The sequence below is a fragment of the Cupriavidus nantongensis genome, assembly GCF_041726985.1.
GTDB lineage: Bacteria > Pseudomonadota > Gammaproteobacteria > Burkholderiales > Burkholderiaceae > Cupriavidus > Cupriavidus nantongensis_A.
Window position 1 is genome coordinate 1,719,916 of the sequence record NZ_CP168302.1, and the last position, 19,033, is coordinate 1,738,948.

The window sequence follows — 19,033 nt, forward strand, 5'->3', positions numbered from 1 at the left end:
TCTGGCCGGAGAAGACCGACCAGGCTCCGATTCAAGCTGCCACCGGCGCGCGTCCTTCGTAGGGCAGCCCGGTATAGTTTTCAGCCAGCGAGCGGCTTGCGGCCTCGGATCCGAGCAGGTAGTCCAGCTCGGCTTGCTGGATGCGGTGCCCAAAGTCGTCCGCGTCCGGGAACCGGTGCAACAGCGAGGTCATCCACCACGAGAAGCGCTCAGCCCTCCATACCCGGCGCAGGCATTTTTCAGAGTAGGCATCGAGTTCGCGCGTATCGCCTTCGTGGTAGCGGCAGATCAGGCCATCCGCGAGATGGAGCACGTCACTGACCGCCAGATTGAGTCCCTTTGCTCCCGTGGGAGGTACGATATGCGCGGCATCCCCTGCCAGGAACAGCCGACCGAAGCGCATGGGCTCGCAGACAAAGCTGCGTAGTGGCGCGATGCTCTTCTCGATGCTGGGGCCGGTCACCAGGCGCTCGGCCGCCTCGGGATCGAGCCGGCTGCGAAGTTCGTCCCAGAACCGCGCATCGGACCATTCGCCTGCGCTCTCGTCGGACGGCACTTGCACGTAGTAGCGGCTGCGCGTCATCGATCGCATGCTGCAAAGCGCGAAGCCGCGTGCGTGGGATGCGTAGATCAGTTCGTCGGACACGGGCGGCGTGTCTGCCAGCACGCCCAGCCAGCCGAATGGATAGACCCGTTCAAAGATCCGCTTGGCCGAGTCCGGCACGCTGGCCCGGCTGACCCCGTGAAATCCGTCACAGCCCGCGATGTAGTCGCACAGCAAGGTGTGGTCGGCGCCGCCATGCCGGTATCGGACGGCGGGGCGGTCGCCATCGAAATCGTGAAGCGAGACATCCTGCGCCTCGTAGACGGTCGGCATGCCAGCATCCATGCGCGCCTGCATCAAGTCGCGCGTGACATCGGTTTGGCCGTAGACCGTGACACTGCGGCCAGTCAACGCGTGCAGGTCGATCCGGCGCCGGGCGCCGCCGTACGACAGCTCGATGCCGTGATGCACAAGGCCACGCTCACGCAGCCGCGCACTGACACCTGCCCTGGTCAACGCGTCGACTGTGACGCTCTCTAGGATGCCGGCGCGAATCCGCCCAAGCACGTATTCCGGGCTGCGCTGCTCGATGATGACGTTGTCGATGCCGGCGACGGTCAGCAACTGTCCCAGCAGCAGGCCAGCGGGCCCGGCGCCGATGATCGCAACGCGGGTTGAGGTGGGAAGGGCGGGGTCGGGATTGGCAATAGCCATGCTTTGTCTCCTGGATCGCTATCGAAATGACGATTGCAAGATAGGCTCCAGATGGGCGCCCTGGAATGGACAGATCGAACCAACGACAGCAAAATCGGAACATTCAAGAAGATATGCGCCCCGTCCCATTGAACACTGTACCGACCTATTCGCTGTATGGCGTGAGCTCGGCCGAGCCGCTGGCCGATCAGCTCCATCTTGAGTCGATCGCAGCGCGCAGCCGTCTCTACGACTGGGAAATCCGGCCGCACAAGCACGAGCACTTCCTTCAAATCCTGTACATCCAGAAGGGAGGTGGCGAGGCGCTGCTCGAGGGGCGGCGGCAGCGCCTTTGCGGCGGCTCGCTGATCACGATGCCGCCTGGGCATGTCCACGGGTTTCAGTTCTCCCGAGGCACCGATGGCATCATCGTCACGATGACGGGGGGTTACCTGCGCACGTTGCTAGGCGGGGTGCCCGACGCCGTGGCCAGGCTGGATGTACCGCGTCATGACCGCATCAGCCGGCGGCACGCATTAGCGGGGACGCTTGTCCTGTTGCGCCAACAGATGAAGCAGCCGCTTATCTGGCGAGGAGCCGCGTTGTCGGCGCTGCTGACACTGCTACTGATCGAAATTGCCCGGCTCGCGCAAAGCGAGGGAGGAGGCGACGCCCGTGGCAGAGGCCGGCCTATACGGCATTTCGACCTTTTCCATCAGTTGTTGGAGGGAGGCTATCGCGAGTACAAGGATATTGGGCACTACGCCGCGAAGATAGGCGTGACCGAGACCCAGCTCAACCGCATCTGCCGCCGGCTGGCAGGACGGTCAGCGCTGCAGATCATCCACGCGCGTATTGTCGCCGAAGCCCAGCGCGATCTTCTGTTCAGCGACCTGGCGGTCAAGCAGATCGCCATCTCGCTGGGATTCACGGATACGAATTATTTCTCGCGTTTCTTCGCGCGCATCACTGGCCAGACGCCGACCGCTTTCCGGGAATCCGGCCGCGGCAGTCTGCCTGCGTTCGTGACCAGACCGGGTACGAACGCACCGCGCTGAGTCAGTCAGTACCGGATTCGGCAAACACCACTTCGGCCAGGTGAAACGCCGAGTTCGCGGCCGGCACACCGCAATAGATCGCTGTCTGCAACAGGACTTCCTTGATCTCGTCGCGGGTTACGCCGTTGTTGGCAGCTGCGCGCAGATGCAGCTTCAGTTCATCGGTACGGTTCAGCGCCACCATCATGGCGATGGTCAGCAGGCTGCGGGTATGGCGCGGCAGCCCCTCGCGCGTCCAGATCTCGCCCCAGGCGTAGCGCGTGATGAGATTCTGGAATTCTTCATTGAGCGGCGACAGCCGCGCCAGGGAACGATCGACATGCGCGTCGCCGAGCACCTCGCGCCGCACCGAGAGGCCGGCGTCATAGCGGGCGTGTTCGTCTGCCACGGGCAGTCGGCCTTGCACGAAATCGACCAGTGCGGCGGTGAAACGGCCCGGCTGCTCGAAGCTGGAGAGATGCGCGGCAGGCAATTCCATGAAGCGCGCACCGGCAATGGCATCGGCCAGCGCACGGCCCTCCTGCGCGGTAGTTGACGGATCCTCGCTGCCGGCAATGACCAGCACCGGGACCGTGATCGCCGATACCGTCTCGCGGAAGTCGGCGTCACGCACCGCCGCGCAATTGGCCGCATATCCGCGTGGATCGAGTGCTGCCAGCACGCCGCGCAGGCCGTCGAGCGCGCGATCCGCCGTGGCCGAAAACCCGGGAGTAAACCAACGCTCGAGCGAAGGCGCGACCATCCCGCCCATGCCCTCCCGCAGGACGGTGTCAATTCGAGCGTTCCATCCCTGCGCGTTGCCGATCCTGGCGGCGGTATTGGCCAGCACGATGCGCGAGAAGCGCTCGGGAGCATGGATGCCAAGCCACATACCGGTCAGTCCGCCCATCGACAGGCCACAAAACACGGATTCACGGATGCCTAGCGCGTCCAGGATAGCGATCACATCCTGGCCGAGTTGCGCCACAGTGAAGGCATCGCCGGACGCGGTCGAGCGGCCATGCCCGCGCGTGTCGTAGCGCACGACGCGAAAGCGCCCGGCCAGCGCCGCGGCCTGCGGGTCCCACATGGTGTAGTCGGTGCCAAGCGAGTTGGAGAAGATGATGGCGGGGGCTGCCTCGGGACCATCGACGGCGTAGAAAATCCGGGCATCTGCGTGATCGAGATAGGGCAATGCAGTCTCCTGAAATGTTGGCCAGTCAGCGTGCTGCGCGTCCGGCAAGGGTGGCTTGCCAGGCCTGTACCGCGGCATCCGCGAAAGCCGATGACTGGCCCGTGTAGTTGGCGGGGTTGGCAAGACGGTCGAGCGTGGCATCGTCGAGCAAGCCCGCATGGGCGGGTTCTTGCCGCAGCGTGCGGGCCAGCGCATCGCGCAAACTGGTGCCGTCGGCCACGGCGCGGCGCGAGGCGCGCTCCACCAGATGGTGCGCCTGCAGCCGTCCGATGCGCCCGCCTAGTTCCAGCATCGCGGCCTCGCCCAGGATCAACCCGTGCGTAAGATCGAGGTTGGCACGCATGCGTGCCACATCGACGTGCAGCCCCGCCAATACCTCGCCCATCTGGCGCAGCGCGCCAGCGGCCAGCGTGACGATCTGCGGCAGCGTGTCCCATTCCGCCTGCCAGCCGCCAAGTGCGCGCTCGTGTTCCTGCACCATGCCAGCCAGCATGATCATCACCAACGGCGGCACGCGCACCGATACAGTCAGTACCGCCGCGCATCCGACCGGATTGCGTTTGTGCGGCATGGTGCTGGAACCGCCGCGCCCAGGGCCAGTGGGTTCGGCCACTTCCGCCACCTCGGTCTGCATTAGCAGCGAAATATCGCGTGCCATCTTGCCAAGCGTGCCCGTCAGCATGCCGAGCGTGGTGGCAACTTCAACCATGCGGTCACGATGCGCATGCCACGGCAGCACGGGGTTGGCCAGGCCCAGTTCGCGGGCCAGCGCGGCAGCCACCGAGGGCGCGGCGTCGCCCAGGCTGGCAAGCGTTCCCGCGGCGCCGCCGAACTGCAGTGCGCGGGCCCGCGCGCGCGCCGCATCGAGGCGGGCGAGGTCACGGCGCAGCGCGTCGAGCCAGCCGGCCGCCTTGCAGCCAAAGGTGGTCGGCAGCGCATGCTGCAGCCAGGTGCGCGCTACCATCGGCGTAGCGCGATGCGTGGTGGCCAGCGCGGCGCAGGACTCGCCCACGCGTACCAGATCGATATCGAGTATGCGCAGCGCGTCGCCGAGCTGGAGCAGCAGCGCGGTGTCGATGATGTCCTGGCTGGTGGCACCCCAGTGTACGAAGCGCGCGGCCTCGGCATCGCGCTCGGCCACGGCGGCGGTCAGCTGTTTGACGAACGGAATGGCGAGATTGCCGGCAGCGACCGCGGCCTGGGCCAGCGCATCGCGATCGATGGCGCCGACGTCGCGGCAGACTTCGGTGATAACCGTCGAGGCAGCGGCCGGGATCACGCCGCATTGCGCTTCGGCGCGCGCAAGCGCTGCCTCGACGTCGAGCATGCGCTGCACGGTGCCGGCGTCGGAAAAAATGTCCAGCACCGCTGGGCTGCCGAACATGGGGGCGGTGAGACGCGTCACGGTTGGCATGGAGGCGATCGGTTGGGATTCGTGGCGATAATGACCACCCGACTACTCGTCTGTCGTGGGTGGCCGGGATGCTCTGGCTGCCGGCACGGCGTGTCAGATATCGAAGAACGCGGTCTCGTCCGGGCCCTGCAGCACGATATCCCAGCGCAGCGTGCCGTTGCCGGCGTCGTTGCCAACGAGCGTGTCGCGTCGTTCCGGCGGTACCAGCGCCAGCACCGGATCGGCGCCATTGGCCACGGCCTCGTCCGGAAAGTACAAGCGCGTGGCCAGGTGCCTGACCAGCCCGCGCATGAATACCGACACCATGATGTGCGGCGCCTGCTGCCGGCCATCGACAGCGGGCACGGCGCCTGGCTTGACGGTGACGAAGCGGAACGAGCCGTCGGCCTCGGTCGGCACGCGGCCGAAACCGGTAAAGCCGGACACCAGCGGCAACTCACGCGTGTCTTCGGCGTGGCGGTAGCGGCCGGCGGGGTTGGCCTGCCAGATCTCGACCATGCCGTCCGGCACGGGCTCGCCGTCGCCGTCGATGACGCGGCCTTCGATCACGATGCGCTGGCCCGACAGTGCCGGCGCGCCGGTGGTCAGGTCGGCGCAGTCGAGCCCGCTCAGGCCGATATGGAGGTAAGGACCGACGGTCTGGGATGCGGTGGCATAAAGCATGGTCTTACTCCATCGGCGTGGCATCGCGGCCACGCAGCACGATATCGAAACGGTAGCCGAGCGCGTATTCGGGCTGGGTGGTCTCCCAGTCCAGGCTGGCGATGAGCCGGCCGCGCGCCTTCTGGTCCGGCACGCAGTTGAAGATCGGGTCGAACGGCAGCAGCGGATCGCCGGGGAAGTACATCTGCGTCACCAGTCGCGTGGCGTAGGCATTGCCGAACAGCGAGAAGTGGATATGCTGCGGTCGCCAGGCATTGTGGTGGTTGCGCCAGGGATAGGCCCCGGGCTTGATGGTCTTGAATCGGTAGTGCCCGTTGGCGTCGGTGACGGTGCGGCCTGCGCCGGAGAAATGCGGATCCAGCGGCGCGTCATGCTGGTCGCGCTTGTGCACGTAGCGGCCGGCTGCATTGGCCTGCCACACCTCGATCAGCGCGTTCGGCACCGGCCTGCCGTTTTCGTCCAGCACGCGGCCGGTCACGAGAATGCGCTCGCCGATGGGCTCGCCGCCATTGCCGATTGTGAGATCGTTATCCCCCTCGCGCACGAACTCGGCGCCGAAGCCGGGACCGGTCATTTCGGACAGTGACTGCGGCAGCGCAATCAGCGGCCGGCCGGGCGAGCGCTTCTGCGTGGAAGCATAGGGATCGAAGCGGTATTCGGGCTGCGTGTCCCAGTAGGGACGGCGGTATTGGGCAAGGCGGGTCATTTGCGCAGTCTTGTGGTGGGAATGGCACGACTTTAGGCAACACCTAAATTCATGTAAATTGACTTTCTTTAGAATTACGATAACTTTCCTTTATGGAAACGCGCGCCCCCTCATCCGTTGAAAGCTTTCGCAACCGCCTGCGACTTCGGCATCTCTATTGCTTCGTGGCGGTTTCGCAGACCCAGCACCTTGGCCGTGCCGCCGACCGCCTCGGGCTGACGCAGCCCGCCGTCTCCAAGACGCTGAGCGAACTGGAGGCCCTGACCGGCACGGGCCTGCTGGTGCGCCGGCGGGCGGGCACCGAACTGACCACGGCCGGCACGCGCTTCCTTCGACACGCGTTGCGCATCCTCGCGAATATCGATGCGGCGGCCGACAGCATGGCCGGCGAGCAGGCGCAGCCACAGGAGCGCATCCGGCTGGGCGCGCTGCCCAGCGTCGTGCCCGCCGTGCTGACCGATGCCTTGCTGCGCTTCCGTGCCGCGCACCCCGCGGTCGGGCTTGCGGTCCAGACCGGCATGAACCGCGGCCTGATCGACCAGCTCAAGGCCGATGTGCTGGATCTTGTCATTGGCCGGATGGATGACCCGGTTGCCATGGAGAGCCTGTGGTTCGAATCGCTGGGCCCGGACTCGCTGGTGCTGGCGGTGCGCCCCACGCATGCGCTTGCCGCCGTATCGCGGCCGACCTTGCTCGACGTGCTGGCGTGGCCGCTGGTGATCCCTGCAGTGGGCTCGATCCCCCGCCACAACACCGAAAGCCTGCTCGCTCGCCACGGCCTGCCCCTGCCGGGCGGATGCGTGGAAACGTCGGACGCCTACCTCGGACGGCTGCTCGCCAGCCACAGCGACAGCGTGTGGGCGGCGCCGCTGTCCGCCGCGCAGCGCGCGGTGGACGAGGGTGAGCTGGTGTTGCTGGCGCTCGATACGCAGGGTACGGAGGAACCGATCGGCCTGTTGCGGCACCGCGACCGCACGCTCAGCCCGATGGCCGAAGCGCTGGCCGATTGCATCCGCGCCGCGGCCAAACCGCTCCATGCGACCACATCATCGTTACCACTGCAACGGCGGACTGGCGACCCGGCCGCGTAGCGCAGGGGGGGCGCATCAGAACCGGTGACGGATCCCCAAGCCGATGCTGTTGCCGGTGGCCAATCCGCTGACTTTGTCGTACATGTAGTTGACGTAGACATCCGTGCGCCGGGACAGATAATAGTCGTAGCCGATGGCAGCCGTGTTCCTGCGCTGGACCTGCGCCTCGCCAAGGCGGCGCGACGTGTGTGCCCACGCGACCAGTACATTGCCCGCACCAACCGGTGTCGACGCGCTGAGGGCCAAGGTATGGTCGCGCAGGGCGTTGTTGCTGCTGGCGTACTGGTACTGCGCGAACAACCTCGTCACGGTGAAGTCATAGGAGATGCCGCCCTGGACCGCCTTCTGGGTCGTCGCGCCATTGTTGAACAAGGGCGCGATGGCAACGTACTGCGCCGCCAGCGTGGCACCGAACTTGCCACCCGCGTATGTCAGGTTGGCGCCATAGTTGGCTTGTCCGGCGTGGCCCGGCGCTTCACCGAGTGCGTAGATGACATTGCCGGTGAGGCCTCCTAGCGACGGGGTGGTGACCAGCAACGAGTTGCTCCATGCCGTGTCGCCCTGGATCGACGGTCTGCCCAGGCCCGAAGCGATGAAGGTATGCAGCAGCATCGGCGAAAAGGTGAACGAATCCCGGAATGCGTTGAAGCTCAGGGTCGAAACGAAATAGGGGTTGGCATTGCGCCCCAGTGCGATCTTGCCGAGCTTGCCATCCATGCCCACGTACGCGCCCCGTGCAAAAAGCGGATCGCCGTTGAAGCGGCCTGAAGCACCCTGGTCCACCCGGAGGTAGCTTTCCAGGGCGAAGAAGACGCCCAGGCCACTGCCCAGATCCTCGCGGCCGCGCAAGCCGAAGTAGGACGTGGTCATGCCTCCGTTCTGGATCGCAGCGGTGTGTGCCGGGGCGCCGCTGGGCTTGAGCGAGCCGGCGAATACATCGGTCAGTCCATACAATGTCACTGCGCTTTGCGCGTGCGCGCCAAAAACCTGGCACGCAAGCACCCCTGCCGCCGCGGCGGCATATCGATTCCTTCGCATGTTGTCTCCGGTCTAGTTAGGTGGTCGTTGGCGTCGTGGGTGCGGCACGAGCAGACCCTGGTGGGCTTTGCTGAAAGCCGACAATGGCGTCTGCGACGGCTTCCCGCAGCAGCCGGCATGCGGCCGAGCGGTGCGTCCGGTCATGCCACAGCAGGTAGAAGCGCATGGGCGGGAACGACAATGGTGGCGCAACCACCGCCAACGGCAGCGTTGCCGCATGCGCTTGCGCGAAGCGCCGGCTGGTGGTGAAGATCAGGTCCGACTGCGTCAGCAGATCCGGCACGTTGTTGAAGTAGGGCAGCACCACCTTGACGTGGCGACGCAGCCCCAGTTGTGCCAGGTAGGCGTCGATCACGCCGAGCTGGTTGACGTTGAACGGCAGCAGGCCCAGGTGGTCGCAGGCCAGGTAGTCCGCCTGCGTGAACTCGGGCCGTTTCAGGATCGGGTGCCCCTGCCGCATCAGGCAAACGATTTCGTCCTCGAACAGCGGCAGCAGGTGCAGGTGCTCCGGAGGCGTGCCCCAGTTGCCGACCACCAGGTCCAGCGCACCGGATTCGAGCGCTTCCAGGTAGTCGAAATCCATGGTCAGCGAATGCACTTCCACCGAAGCGCCCGGCATGCTGCGCAGGATCCTTGCAATCACCGTGGGAATGAAGCGCGAGCTGACATAGTCGAGCGAGCCCAGGTGAAAGGTTCGGTTGATCTGTGTGGGCCCTGACACCGGGGGCGGCACGCACAGGGCATCCAGCTCTTCCAGGGCACCCTGCATGCGCTCATAGAGCGAGGCCATGCGCTCGGTCGGCACCATGCAGTTGCGGCCTCGCACAAAGAGCGGGTCGTCGAAGATGTTGCGCAGCCTGGACAGGCCGGCGCTGACCGTCGATTGCGGCAGATTGAGCCGCCCGGCAGCGCGGGATACGCTCTTTTCTTCCATGACAGCCACCAGCAGGCGGAGCAGGAATCCATCGAGTTGGTCGCTCGGATGCTTCATCGGTGTCAACCCAGATGTTGGCCGCTCAGACTACCAGGGCGGCCTGCTCCGCGCCTTTCCTGGACCTACGATTGAACACGGCGTTCAGCACGATGGCGGTCAGGCAGCCGGTGGTGATACCGCTGTGCAGGAAGATCCGCAGCGTGCCGTCGACGTGCTCGTAGAAGTTCGGCACCGCCACCGTTATCAGGCCGATGCCCAGGCTGGCGGCAATCACGATGGTGTTGTTGCCGTCGGTCAGGTCCACCTTGGCCAGGATGCGCAGGCCCGTGGTCGCGATCATGCTGAACATGACCAGCCCGGCTCCGCCCAGCACCGCCAGCGGCATCGACGCGAACACCGCCGCCAGCTTGGGGAACAGTCCCAAGGCCAGCAGCAGCACGCCGGTGGTCGCCACCACCCAGCGGCTGCGCACGCCCGACATCGCCACCAGGCCGACGTTGGCGTTGTAGGCGCAATAGGGGAAGGTGTTCAGCAACCCGCCGATCACGGTCGACAGGCCATCCGCGCGCAAGCCGCGGGCGATCGCGTGATCATCGATTTCCTTGTCGACCATTTCGCCCACGGCGAAGAAGTCCGCGGTGACTTCGGTCAGGATCACCAGCATCGCCACACACATCAACACCACCGAAACCGGGTCGAACACCGGCATGCCGAAAGCAAGCGGACGGATCACTCCCAGCCATGGCTCATTGCCGAGGCTGGAGAAATCCGCCTTGCCGATGGCCATGGCAAGTCCCGTTCCAGTCAGCAGGCCGATCAGCACCGCGGCATTGCGCAGCAGGCCGCGCCCGAAGCCGAACACCAGCAGCACCGTGCCCAGCGATACGCCGGCCAGCATCAGGTTGGGCGGCGAACCGAAGTCGGGGGCCTTGGGCACGCCGCCGGCGGACCAGCGCACCGCCACTGGCAGCAACGACAGGCCGATCAGCAGGATCGTCGTGCCCATCACCACCGGCGGGAAGAAGCGCCGGACCCTGCCGAAGAAGGGCGCAACCAGCATGCAGAAGATGCCGGCGGCGATGGTGGCCCCGTAGACCGCCGGCATGCCATGCTCCTTGCCGATCAGGATCATCGGTGTCACCGCGACAAAGCTGCATCCCTGGATCAGGGGCAGGCGGATGCCGAACTTCCAGAAGCCGACCGACTGGATCAGCGTGGCGATCCCGCAGGCAAACAGATCGGCGTTGATCAGCATCACCAGCTGATCGTGGGACAGGCCGATGGCGTTACCGACCACGATCGGGATGGAAACCGCCGCGGCATACATGACCAGCAGATGCTGTAGCGCCAGGATCAGGTTCTTGCCGGGCGGCAGCCAGGCATCGACCGGATGGACCCGGTAGGCTTGGGGGGCGTTCATAGTCTCACTCCAGGAATGGATGGGAAGTCTTGTGCTTCCTCATGTCGATGATGGGCATCGGTGTGCCTGCATATTCCGCATTCGGCCAGTGCAAGGCAAGCCGCCGGCGCGCACGCTGCAGCGCAGCATGACATGCCAGGCCCGATGGCGGACATCGCGCACGCGTGCAAGGCGAAAGGCGCCTCGCCAGCAGGGCATTGCCGATGTGCGGATGCGGAAAACCCTGCCAGTATCGGCTTTATCGATTTCCTAAGTCGGCGTTCTCGGTGGGCGCACCGGCAGCCGGCCGGATATCGGATTTCTCGCTATTCATTATCGAGCCAGGCTGGATGCCTGAGGCCGCGCCGCTTCATAGACTCTCCCTCATCGTTGCATTGACGATGAAACGGACCGCAGGGGTTTGCCGCCGCGGTCCGGAACGGAGACTGATCAATGAGTGGTGACAACTTATCCCTGGCCGTGGCGGCCATCCGCAGCATCACGCCAGAGGTGAAGGAATTCACCTTGCGCAATGCCGTTGGCGTAACCCTGCCGCCCTACGCCGCCGGCGCCCACTTGCGTTTCATGCTCGACGCGGGCGGGGTGCGCCATGAACGCTGCTATTCCCTGCTGGACGCATGCAATCGTTCGAACCTCTATCGCATTGCCGTGCACCGTGCCCCGCACAGCCGCGGCGGCTCGGCGTTTATGTGCGAGCAGGTTGCGGTGGGCAGCGTGCTGGCATGCGCGGCACCGCGCAACGATTTCCCGCTTGCGCCGGACGCCAGCCAGCATGTGCTGATCGCGGGCGGCATCGGCATTACCCCGATCCTGGCCATGGCGAAGGCGTTGCAGGCGGCGGGAAAGTCCTACGAGCTGCATTACGTCGCGCGTAGCCCGGAGGCCATGCCGTACCGCGACTACATCGCAGCGCAGCTCGGGGCGCGGGCCCGGCTCTATTTCGATCACGGCGAGCCGGCGCGGGGCATGCCGATCCGCGACATCATCGGCCCGCCCGCAGCGGGCCGGCATCTCTATGTCTGCGGACCGCAAGCGATGATCGATGCAACCCTGGCGCTTGCCACGCAGCACGGATGGGCGCGGGCAGCCGTGCACTTCGAACTGTTCGGAAATGCCGTGCGCGCCGAGGACAAGCCGGTCGAGCTGCAACTGGCGCGAAGCCAGCGCACCGTCCATGTGGCCCCGCATGAGAGCCTGCTGGACGCCTTGCTGCGTGATGGGCTGGACCTGCTCCACGACTGCCGACGCGGTGAATGCGGCGTCTGTGCCGTGCCGGTCCTCGACGGCATTCCGGACCATCGCGATTACGCCCTCAGCCAGGCGCAGAAGGCGGCCAACGCAAGCCTGTGCGTGTGCGTGTCGCGGGCCCGCACGGCCACGCTGAAACTCGACCTGTAGGAGCCAGCATGAAATGGATTAAAAACCGGTGGTACGCCGCGGCACTGAGTCAGGAGCTCGGCAGCGCCATGATCTCGCGCCGGCTGTTCGGCGAAAACATCGTCCTGTTCCGCGACGCCGCGGGCCGCCCGGCGATGCTCAGCGACCGTTGCCCGCACAAGGGCGCACCGCTGTCGCGCGGCAAGCTCTGCGACGGCGTGGTCAGTTGCCCGTATCACGGCTTGCAGTTTGATGGCACCGGCAAGTGCATTCATATTCCAAGCCAGGGCAATATTCCGCCGACGGCACGGCTGAAGGCCTATCCCTGCCTGGAGCGCTACGGCATTGCCTGGTTCTGGCCCGGCGACCCCGAACTGGCGGACCCGGCCCTGCTGTGCGACATCCCGAACTATGGCGCGTCGGGCTGGGAGGCCTTCCACGGCCCGCACACGCTGTTCCCCGCCAGCATTGCCAATATCCTCGACAACCTGGTCGACCCCGCGCACACGACCTTTGTCCACCAAGGCACCATTGGCGGCGCCGATGCCAGCGAGGTCCCGCTGGTGGTCGAGCAGCACGAAACCCGGATCACTGTCGGCCGCTGGATCGAACAGTCCGAGCCGGTACCGGTGATGCAGCGCTACGGCGGCTTCCGGGGCCGCGTGGACCGCTGGCAGTTCTACCACCTGTACGCGCCGAACCTGTCGCTGGTCGACATGGGCGCCGTCGACGCCGGCGGCGCGCGTGACGAGGCCAGCATGAACCGGCAGTACCGCACGCTGTCCTACGCGGCGCTGACGCCGGAGAGCGACCACACCACGCACTATTTCTGGTTTGTGCTGCGCACCTTTGCGCTGGGCGATGCCGCCGTGACCGATGAAATGCGGCAGGCATACATCGTCACCTTCGATGAAGACCGCGCCTTGCTGGGGGCGATCCAGGCGAACACCGGAGACATGCTCGGCAACCCGCTGCGGCTTGCCATCGACAACGCTTCGATCCGGCTGCGCCGCGTCCTGGACCGGCTGCTGGAGCAGGAACAGGGCACTGGCGTCCAACCCGTTTCCATCGCCATTCCTGTCGTGGAGCAGGCATGCACGAACTCCTGATCGGCTGCAACGGACGCAGCGCACAGCACGCCCCGGGCAATGCGCCCTCGATCGACGAACAGTTCCGCATGGTCAAGGCCGCCGGCGTGTTCGATTTCTTCGACCGCCTGCCGCAACCGGGCCAGGAGGACGCGTACCTGCGCGCCTCGGAAAAGCATGGCCTGCCCATCCTGACCGGGCTGTGGACCTATACCGCCGGCAAGGACGAGGCCCTGCTGCGGCAGAACCTGCGGCTTGCCAGCCGCGCCGGCAGCCTGTGCCACAACATCATGCTGTTCGACGCGCACGCCGACGGCCATTCGCTCAGCGACGACGAGGTCGTGGCGTTCTATTGCCTGGCGTTCGAAGAAGCGGCGCGGCTGGGTATCGAGATTACGTTCGAAGTCCACATCTACATGTGGTCCGAAGACTTCCGTCGCGTGCTGGCGGTCGCGCGCAAGGTGCGCGAACGCGGCCTGCCGTTCAATTTCCTGCTCGACCACAGCCACGTGCTGCTCAAGCTGGAGTCTCCCGCGGAGCAGGACCGGTCCGGCATCCGCGCGGACGTGGAGGCGGGCCGGCTCATCCTCGATCCGTTCGAGCCCGGCAATATCGTCGATGCCTGGATCGCGGAGAACATGACGCTGTGGCATTCGGTGCGGCCGGTGGCGCCGAATGGCCCGCTGAACCAGTGGGCCAGCCATCCGGACGGCAGCCCGGGCCGGGCGTGCCAGTACCCCTTCCTGAGACCGCGGCCGGGCGAATGGCACAGCGACTGGTTCGCCTACAAGCTGGAACCATCGAAGGAGGTGGTGCGCAAGGTGCTGGCCGCGCACTTCGGCAATGCCGACAGCCGGCTGCGCTACGTCACCACCGAAATCATCGACTTGCCCGATTACGGCGACGGCGCCAGGTATTCGCTGTTCGAGCATAGCGTGGCGCTGGCGCAGTGGCTGCGCGCCGAGGTCGACAAGGCGAAGTCGGCATCCGCCACGCAACCGTAAGCCCTGTACACGCCGGCTCCGCGCGCTGGCGGCGCGGTACGCACGACCGTGACGCCAGGGGCCTCCCATCGATTTCCTTCATACCAGAAATTCGCATTGCGCCGTTGTTGCGGGCCGGCGGTATCCGTATCTTGCCTCTGACAACGACATACCAAAAAAGGGGGCTGGATGAGCAGCATCGAAGCAAGCGTGTGGAACGAGTGGTACCCGGTCGCGGTCGTGGAAGACGTTCCCCGCAATACCCGCCAGCAGACGCGCCTGCTGGACGTGGACATCGAGTTCAGCCGGGATGACAGCGGCGCATTCTCGGCGCGCCGGCTGGACCACGGCACGCCGTGCCGCGCGATCACGCGCTTTCATACATGCTGGGTTTCGCTTGGCAACCCGGATGACGGGTTCTTCGCCATCGGCGAATTCGCCGAGGCGGATCGCCGCATCCTGGGCCTTGGCTCGGTGCAGATCCATGCCTCCGGCCTGCGGGTCGTCGAGAACTTCCTGGACATGGCGCATTTTCCGTATGTGCATGGCGGGATCCTGGGGGAAGTGCCGCATACCGACGTGAGGCCCTACCGCGTGGTGGTCGACCGGGAACACGACGAGATCCTGGCCGAGGACTGCAGGTTCTACCAGCCGATGGCGGGAGCGGCCGCAACCGAAGGGATCGATGCCCACTATGTCTACCGGGTCGCCCGGCCGTTCGTGTCGATCCTCTACAAGACCAGTGTCGCCGATGCGGCCAGGCGCGATGTGATCTGCCTGTTTGTCCAGCCCGTCAGCGAAGACATTTGCGTGGGCCACTTCCTGATCGCCTGCGTCGACAAGGAACACACCGACAGCGAGCTGCGCCTGTTCCAGCAGACCATCGTCGGCCAGGACCTGATGATCCTGACCAACCACCTGCCCAGGACCCTGCCGCTGGCAACGGACTTCGAAGTGCCGACGCGAGCCGACGCGATGTCGGCGGCATACCGCCGCTGGCTGCGCGACAAGAACATCGACTATGGAACGTACCGCGTCCACTGAGCCGGCGTTATGGAGATCGACGGAATGAACCCGCAAATGACCCCCTGGCATGCCGTGGCGCAACCGGCAGACCTGCCGCCGCGCCATGTCGTCCACGCCCAGCTGCACGGCATCGAACTGGCGCTGTGGCGCGCCGACGATGGTGCCGTGAATGCCTGGGAGAACCGCTGCCCGCACCGCAGCGTGCGTCTCACGCTGGGGGTGAACACCGGCCAGACGCTACGCTGCCAGTACCACGGCTGGCAGTACCAGAGCGGCGATGGACGCTGCAGCTTCATCCCCGCGTCCAGCGATGCCGAGCCGCCGGCCAGCCTGTGTGCACGCCGGTTTGCCGTGGCCGAGGCGAACGGCTACGTCTGGGTCAGCCTGGATCCCGCACAAACCGGCCAGGTGCCTGACTTTCCCGGGCTTCCGCTGGCGCTGCGCGCACTGCCGGTTCGCGCTGACGTCGACACGGTGGCTGCCGCATTGCTGGCTTACAACGACGGCCCGGCGCGCGCTTCCCGGGCGGGCAGCATGATCGATGCCCGCTGGCAGACGCCGGACGGAAGCTGCGCCATGCGCTTCTGGTTGCAGCCCGCCAGCCCCGGCCTCACCGTCGTGCATGCGGCGATGGACCCGGGCGGCGGCAATGCTGCCGCGGCGCGCCGCTGGTTCAACCAGCGCCTGTCGACGCTGCGCCGCGGGCTGGAGCGCCAGGCTGCGGCGCAACCAGCGCAGCGCGCCGAGGTGATCTCGTTCCTGCCGCCCGCCAGGACGGCCACGCCACGGCGCTTGCTGCGCACCACGGTGGTGTCGCGCTGGATGACGGCGCCGGACATCGTCGCGCTGCGGCTCGCCCTGCCCGAAGGAGAGCGCCCGGACATGCCTGCCGGCGCGCATGTCGACGTGCATACGCCCAACGGGTTTGTGCGCCCGTACTCGCTGGTCAATGCGCCCGAGGAGCGCGACTGCTTCGTGCTGGGCGTCAAACGCGAACCGCAGTCGCGTGGCGGCTCCCGCGACGTGCATGAGCAGGTCAAGGTGGGCGACACACTGACCGTGTCGGTGCCGCGCAATCATTTCGCGCTGGTGCCGGAGACCGGCGCGACCCTGTTTGCCGGCGGCATCGGCATCACCCCGATCCTCGCGATGGCCGCCCGGCTGCAGCATGCGGGCCTGTCCTTTGCGCTGCATTACTTTGCGCGCGGTGCCGAGCATGTCGCGTTCAGTGAGCGGCTCGAGCGGCTGCGCAACGTCCGGTTGCATCTCGGGCTTTCCAACGATGGCGCGCGAGATGCGCTCGACGAGGTGCTGCGTCAGGTCCCGGCCAGCCATCACCTCTATGTCTGCGGGCCGCTCCCGCTGATCGAACTGGTCCGCGAGCGCAGCGGCATGCTGGGCATCGCCGCGGACAGGGTGCACAGCGAGCTGTTTGCCAATGAAGTGTCGCATGACGCGGACCGGCCGTTCCGGGTCCGGCTCGGGCGCAGCGGCGGCGAATTCGTGGTGCCGGCCGGCGTGGCGCTGAGCGATGCCATCCGTGCGCGAGGCATTGCGCTCGCCACCTCGTGCGAGCAGGGCGTGTGCGGATCGTGCCTGACCGCCGTCGCCGAAGGAACGCCCGAGCATCGCGACGTCTACCTGACCGACGAGGAGAAGGCCAGCGGACGCTGCCTGCTGCCGTGCGTGTCGCGCAGCCAATCCGAACTGCTGGTGCTGGACCTTTGAGAGACCCGCGCATGATCATCCTCTACGACTACGAGTTATCCGGTAACTGCTACAAGCTGCGCCTGTTCATGAGCCTGACAGGCGTGGCTTACCGCAAGCAGGGCATCGAGTTCTTTCCCGGCAAGGAACACAAGCGGGATGCTTTTCTTGCGCTCAATCCGCTCGGGCAATTGCCTGTGCTCGATGACGACGGCTTTGTCATGCGCGACGCCCAGGCCACGTTGAGCTACCTGGCCGCGCGCTATGACCAGACCGGCCGCTGGTATCCGACGGACGATCCTCAGGCGCTGGGCGAAGTCAATATGTGGCTGGCCTTCGCCGACAGCATTACCGCAACCGCATCGGCCGCACGGCTGCACGACCTGTTTCGCTATCCGTTCGACGTGGACAAGGCACGGGCCGGCGCGCACGAACTGTTCCGCGTGCTGGACGAGCAGCTGTGGTTCTCCGAGCAGGACCATGGCGGCTGGGTCTGCCGTGGCGAGCACCCGACCATTGCGGATATCGCCTGCTTTCCCTACGTGATGCTGTCTGACGAAGGCGGCATCTCCCTGCAGGAATACCCGGCCATCCGGCGCTGGACGGATCGGGTCAAGCGCTTGCCCGGATTCGTCGCCATGTCGGGCATTTTCTAGGGCGGCGGTCGGCGCCGTCCATATAAAACAGGGCTGCAAAAGCCCGTCGAGGAGACCAAGGTGGAGACCAGATCCTATAAGCCAGCCGGCTCGCGCAGTCCGGCGGATGAAATACTGCCGTTCGGACGCCTTGCGGTACTGGGCTTCCAGCATGTGCTGGTGATGTATGCCGCGGCCATCGCGGTGCCGCTGATCATCGGCGGCGCGCTGCGCCTGCCCAAGGAGCAGATCGCCTTCCTGATCAGTGCCGACCTGTTCGTGTCCGGACTGGTGACCATCGTGCAGACCGTCGGCGTGCGCTGGTTCGGCGTGCGCCTGCCGATCATGATGGGGGTGTCCTTCACAGGCATCGGCACCATGATCGCGATCGGCGCCAAGCCGGAACTGGGGCTGCCCGGCATCTTCGGCGCCATGCTGGTGGCCGGATTGATCGTGATCGCGCTGGCGCCGTTGATTGCGCGCATGCTGCGCTTCTTCCCGGAGGTGGTAGTCGGGACCATCCTGGTCGCCATCGGCGTGTCGCTGACGGAAGTCAGCGTGACCTGGGCCGGCGGCGGCTATGGCAGCCCGGACTTCGGCAATCCCGCCTACGTCGCGGTCGCGGTTGCGGTGCTGTTGTTCATCCTGCTGGTGACCCGGCATGCGCGCGGATTTGTCGGCAACGTGGCGGTGCTGCTGGGCATTGCCTTTGGCCTGGCCCTCAGCCTGGCCATGGGCAAGGTCGACTTCTCGGCGGTCAGCGAAGCGCCCTGGCTCGGGCTGGTGCTGCCCTTGCATTTCGGCATGCTCAAGTTCGATTTCTGGTCCATCGTCAGCATGACCATCGTGATGCTGGTCAATGTGATCGAGACCGCGGGCGTGTTCGTCGCGGTAGGGCGCATGACCGGCAGGACCATGTCGCGCGACGACATGGTGCGCGGCTTCCGCGCCGACGGCCTGGGTTCGGTGGCCGGCGCCATCTTCAATATCTTTCCCTATACCTCCTATTCGGAGAATGTCGGCCTGCTCGAGGTGACCGGCGTGCGCAGCCGCTGGGTATGCGCGATGGGCGGAGTGTTCCTGATCCTGCTGGCGCTGGTGCCCAAGCTCTCGGCTGCGGTGGCGGCAATACCGGTGTTCGTGCTCGGCGGCGTCGGCATGATCATGTTCGGCATGATCGCGGTGACCGGTATCAAGATGCTCAGCCACGTCGACTTCATCAACCAGCCGATGAATGGCTTCATCGTCGCGATCAGCGTGGGCGTTGGCCTGACCCCGGCATTTTCCAAGACCTTCTTCGACAAGTTCCCCACCGAGCTGGCACCGCTGCTGCAGAGCGGCATCGTGCTGGCGGCCATCTGCGCGGTGCTGCTGAACTGGCTGCTCAACGGCGTCGGCGAGGAGGGTACCGCGCCCCAGCATGCGGATGGCGCGCACAAAGCCGGTGCCGCGTCCCAATGAAGCTGGGCGGTGCACGGCATA

Annotated in this window: 17 protein-coding genes; 9 read left to right on the plus strand and 8 right to left on the minus strand. The window is 65.9% G+C overall.

From position 1 onward, the window contains the following. Positions 1 to 31 precede the first annotated feature (31 nt). Positions 32 to 1,258, minus strand: a complete 1,227-nt coding sequence (pobA, locus tag ACEI37_RS07500; protein ID WP_373376122.1) for a 4-hydroxybenzoate 3-monooxygenase — start codon at positions 1,256 to 1,258, stop codon at positions 32 to 34. A gap of 65 nt (positions 1,259 to 1,323) precedes the next feature. Here pobA and ACEI37_RS07505 point away from each other — a divergent pair, with 65 nt between their 5' ends. Beyond that, positions 1,324 to 2,295 carry a helix-turn-helix domain-containing protein gene (locus ACEI37_RS07505; RefSeq protein ID WP_373376123.1) on the plus strand — a complete coding sequence of 324 codons (972 nt, stop codon included), beginning with the start codon at positions 1,324 to 1,326 and terminating at the stop codon, positions 2,293 to 2,295. Position 2,296: 1 nt separating this feature from the next. Here the strand turns inward: ACEI37_RS07505 and pcaD are convergent, their stop codons facing one another. The 4 genes from pcaD to pcaH all read right to left on the minus strand — a co-directional run bounded on the left by pcaD (position 2,297) and on the right by pcaH (position 6,252). Beyond that, on the minus strand, positions 2,297 to 3,469 hold the full coding sequence (gene pcaD, locus ACEI37_RS07510) for a 3-oxoadipate enol-lactonase (RefSeq protein WP_373376124.1): 1,173 nt from the start codon (positions 3,467 to 3,469) through the stop codon (positions 2,297 to 2,299). 25 nt (positions 3,470 to 3,494) lie between these two features. After that, a complete protein-coding gene (locus tag ACEI37_RS07515; protein ID WP_373377731.1) occupies positions 3,495 to 4,853 on the minus strand; it encodes a 3-carboxy-cis,cis-muconate cycloisomerase in 1,359 nt (452 codons plus the stop codon). A 123-nt stretch (positions 4,854 to 4,976) separates the two neighbouring features. Continuing rightward, on the minus strand, positions 4,977 to 5,546 hold the full coding sequence (pcaG, locus tag ACEI37_RS07520) for a protocatechuate 3,4-dioxygenase subunit alpha (protein ID WP_373376125.1): 570 nt from the start codon (positions 5,544 to 5,546) through the stop codon (positions 4,977 to 4,979). Between the two features lie 4 nt (positions 5,547 to 5,550). Continuing rightward, the gene (pcaH, locus tag ACEI37_RS07525; RefSeq protein WP_373376126.1) at positions 5,551 to 6,252 is read right to left on the minus strand and encodes a protocatechuate 3,4-dioxygenase subunit beta; all 702 of its coding nucleotides are present in this window, start codon (positions 6,250 to 6,252) and stop codon (positions 5,551 to 5,553) included. A 92-nt stretch (positions 6,253 to 6,344) separates the two neighbouring features. Here pcaH and ACEI37_RS07530 point away from each other — a divergent pair, with 92 nt between their 5' ends. Then, entirely contained in the window at positions 6,345 to 7,343 is a 999-nt protein-coding gene (locus ACEI37_RS07530) for a LysR substrate-binding domain-containing protein (RefSeq protein ID WP_373376127.1), read from the plus strand. A 15-nt stretch (positions 7,344 to 7,358) separates the two neighbouring features. Here ACEI37_RS07530 and ACEI37_RS07535 read toward each other — a convergent pair whose 3' ends face one another. From ACEI37_RS07535 to ACEI37_RS07545, 3 genes are all read right to left on the minus strand, one after another. Next, positions 7,359 to 8,381 carry a porin gene (locus ACEI37_RS07535; RefSeq protein ID WP_373376128.1) on the minus strand — a complete coding sequence of 341 codons (1,023 nt, stop codon included), beginning with the start codon at positions 8,379 to 8,381 and terminating at the stop codon, positions 7,359 to 7,361. Positions 8,382 to 8,397: 16 nt separating this feature from the next. Then, positions 8,398 to 9,315: a LysR family transcriptional regulator gene (locus ACEI37_RS07540; RefSeq protein WP_373376129.1), complete on the minus strand. Its 918-nt coding sequence runs from the start codon at positions 9,313 to 9,315 to the stop codon at positions 8,398 to 8,400. An 82-nt stretch (positions 9,316 to 9,397) separates the two neighbouring features. Then, positions 9,398 to 10,735, minus strand: a complete 1,338-nt coding sequence (locus ACEI37_RS07545) for a nucleobase:cation symporter-2 family protein (protein ID WP_373376130.1) — start codon at positions 10,733 to 10,735, stop codon at positions 9,398 to 9,400. 432 nt (positions 10,736 to 11,167) lie between these two features. Between ACEI37_RS07545 and ACEI37_RS07550 the strand changes: the two genes are divergently transcribed. The 7 genes from ACEI37_RS07550 (at position 11,168) to ACEI37_RS07580 (ending at position 19,012) form a co-directional block, all read left to right on the plus strand. Beyond that, positions 11,168 to 12,133, plus strand: coding sequence for a 2Fe-2S iron-sulfur cluster-binding protein (locus tag ACEI37_RS07550; RefSeq protein ID WP_373376131.1), 966 nt, complete (start codon positions 11,168 to 11,170; stop codon positions 12,131 to 12,133). 8 nt (positions 12,134 to 12,141) lie between these two features. Continuing rightward, positions 12,142 to 13,221 carry a Rieske 2Fe-2S domain-containing protein gene (locus ACEI37_RS07555; protein WP_373376132.1) on the plus strand — a complete coding sequence of 360 codons (1,080 nt, stop codon included), beginning with the start codon at positions 12,142 to 12,144 and terminating at the stop codon, positions 13,219 to 13,221. Next, complete coding sequence (locus ACEI37_RS07560; protein WP_373376133.1) at positions 13,206 to 14,204, plus strand: xylose isomerase; 999 nt, start codon at positions 13,206 to 13,208, stop codon at positions 14,202 to 14,204. Before ACEI37_RS07555 ends, ACEI37_RS07560 begins: the two co-directional genes overlap by 16 nt. Positions 14,205 to 14,372: 168 nt before the next feature. After that, entirely contained in the window at positions 14,373 to 15,227 is an 855-nt protein-coding gene (locus ACEI37_RS07565; protein WP_373376134.1) for an aromatic ring-hydroxylating dioxygenase subunit alpha, read from the plus strand. A gap of 36 nt (positions 15,228 to 15,263) precedes the next feature. Beyond that, entirely contained in the window at positions 15,264 to 16,937 is a 1,674-nt protein-coding gene (locus ACEI37_RS07570; RefSeq protein ID WP_373376135.1) for a Rieske 2Fe-2S domain-containing protein, read from the plus strand. 11 nt (positions 16,938 to 16,948) lie between these two features. Then, on the plus strand, positions 16,949 to 17,572 hold the full coding sequence (locus ACEI37_RS07575) for a glutathione S-transferase family protein (RefSeq protein WP_373376136.1): 624 nt from the start codon (positions 16,949 to 16,951) through the stop codon (positions 17,570 to 17,572). A gap of 60 nt (positions 17,573 to 17,632) precedes the next feature. Then, entirely contained in the window at positions 17,633 to 19,012 is a 1,380-nt protein-coding gene (locus ACEI37_RS07580) for a nucleobase:cation symporter-2 family protein (protein ID WP_373376137.1), read from the plus strand. Positions 19,013 to 19,033 lie beyond the last annotated feature (21 nt).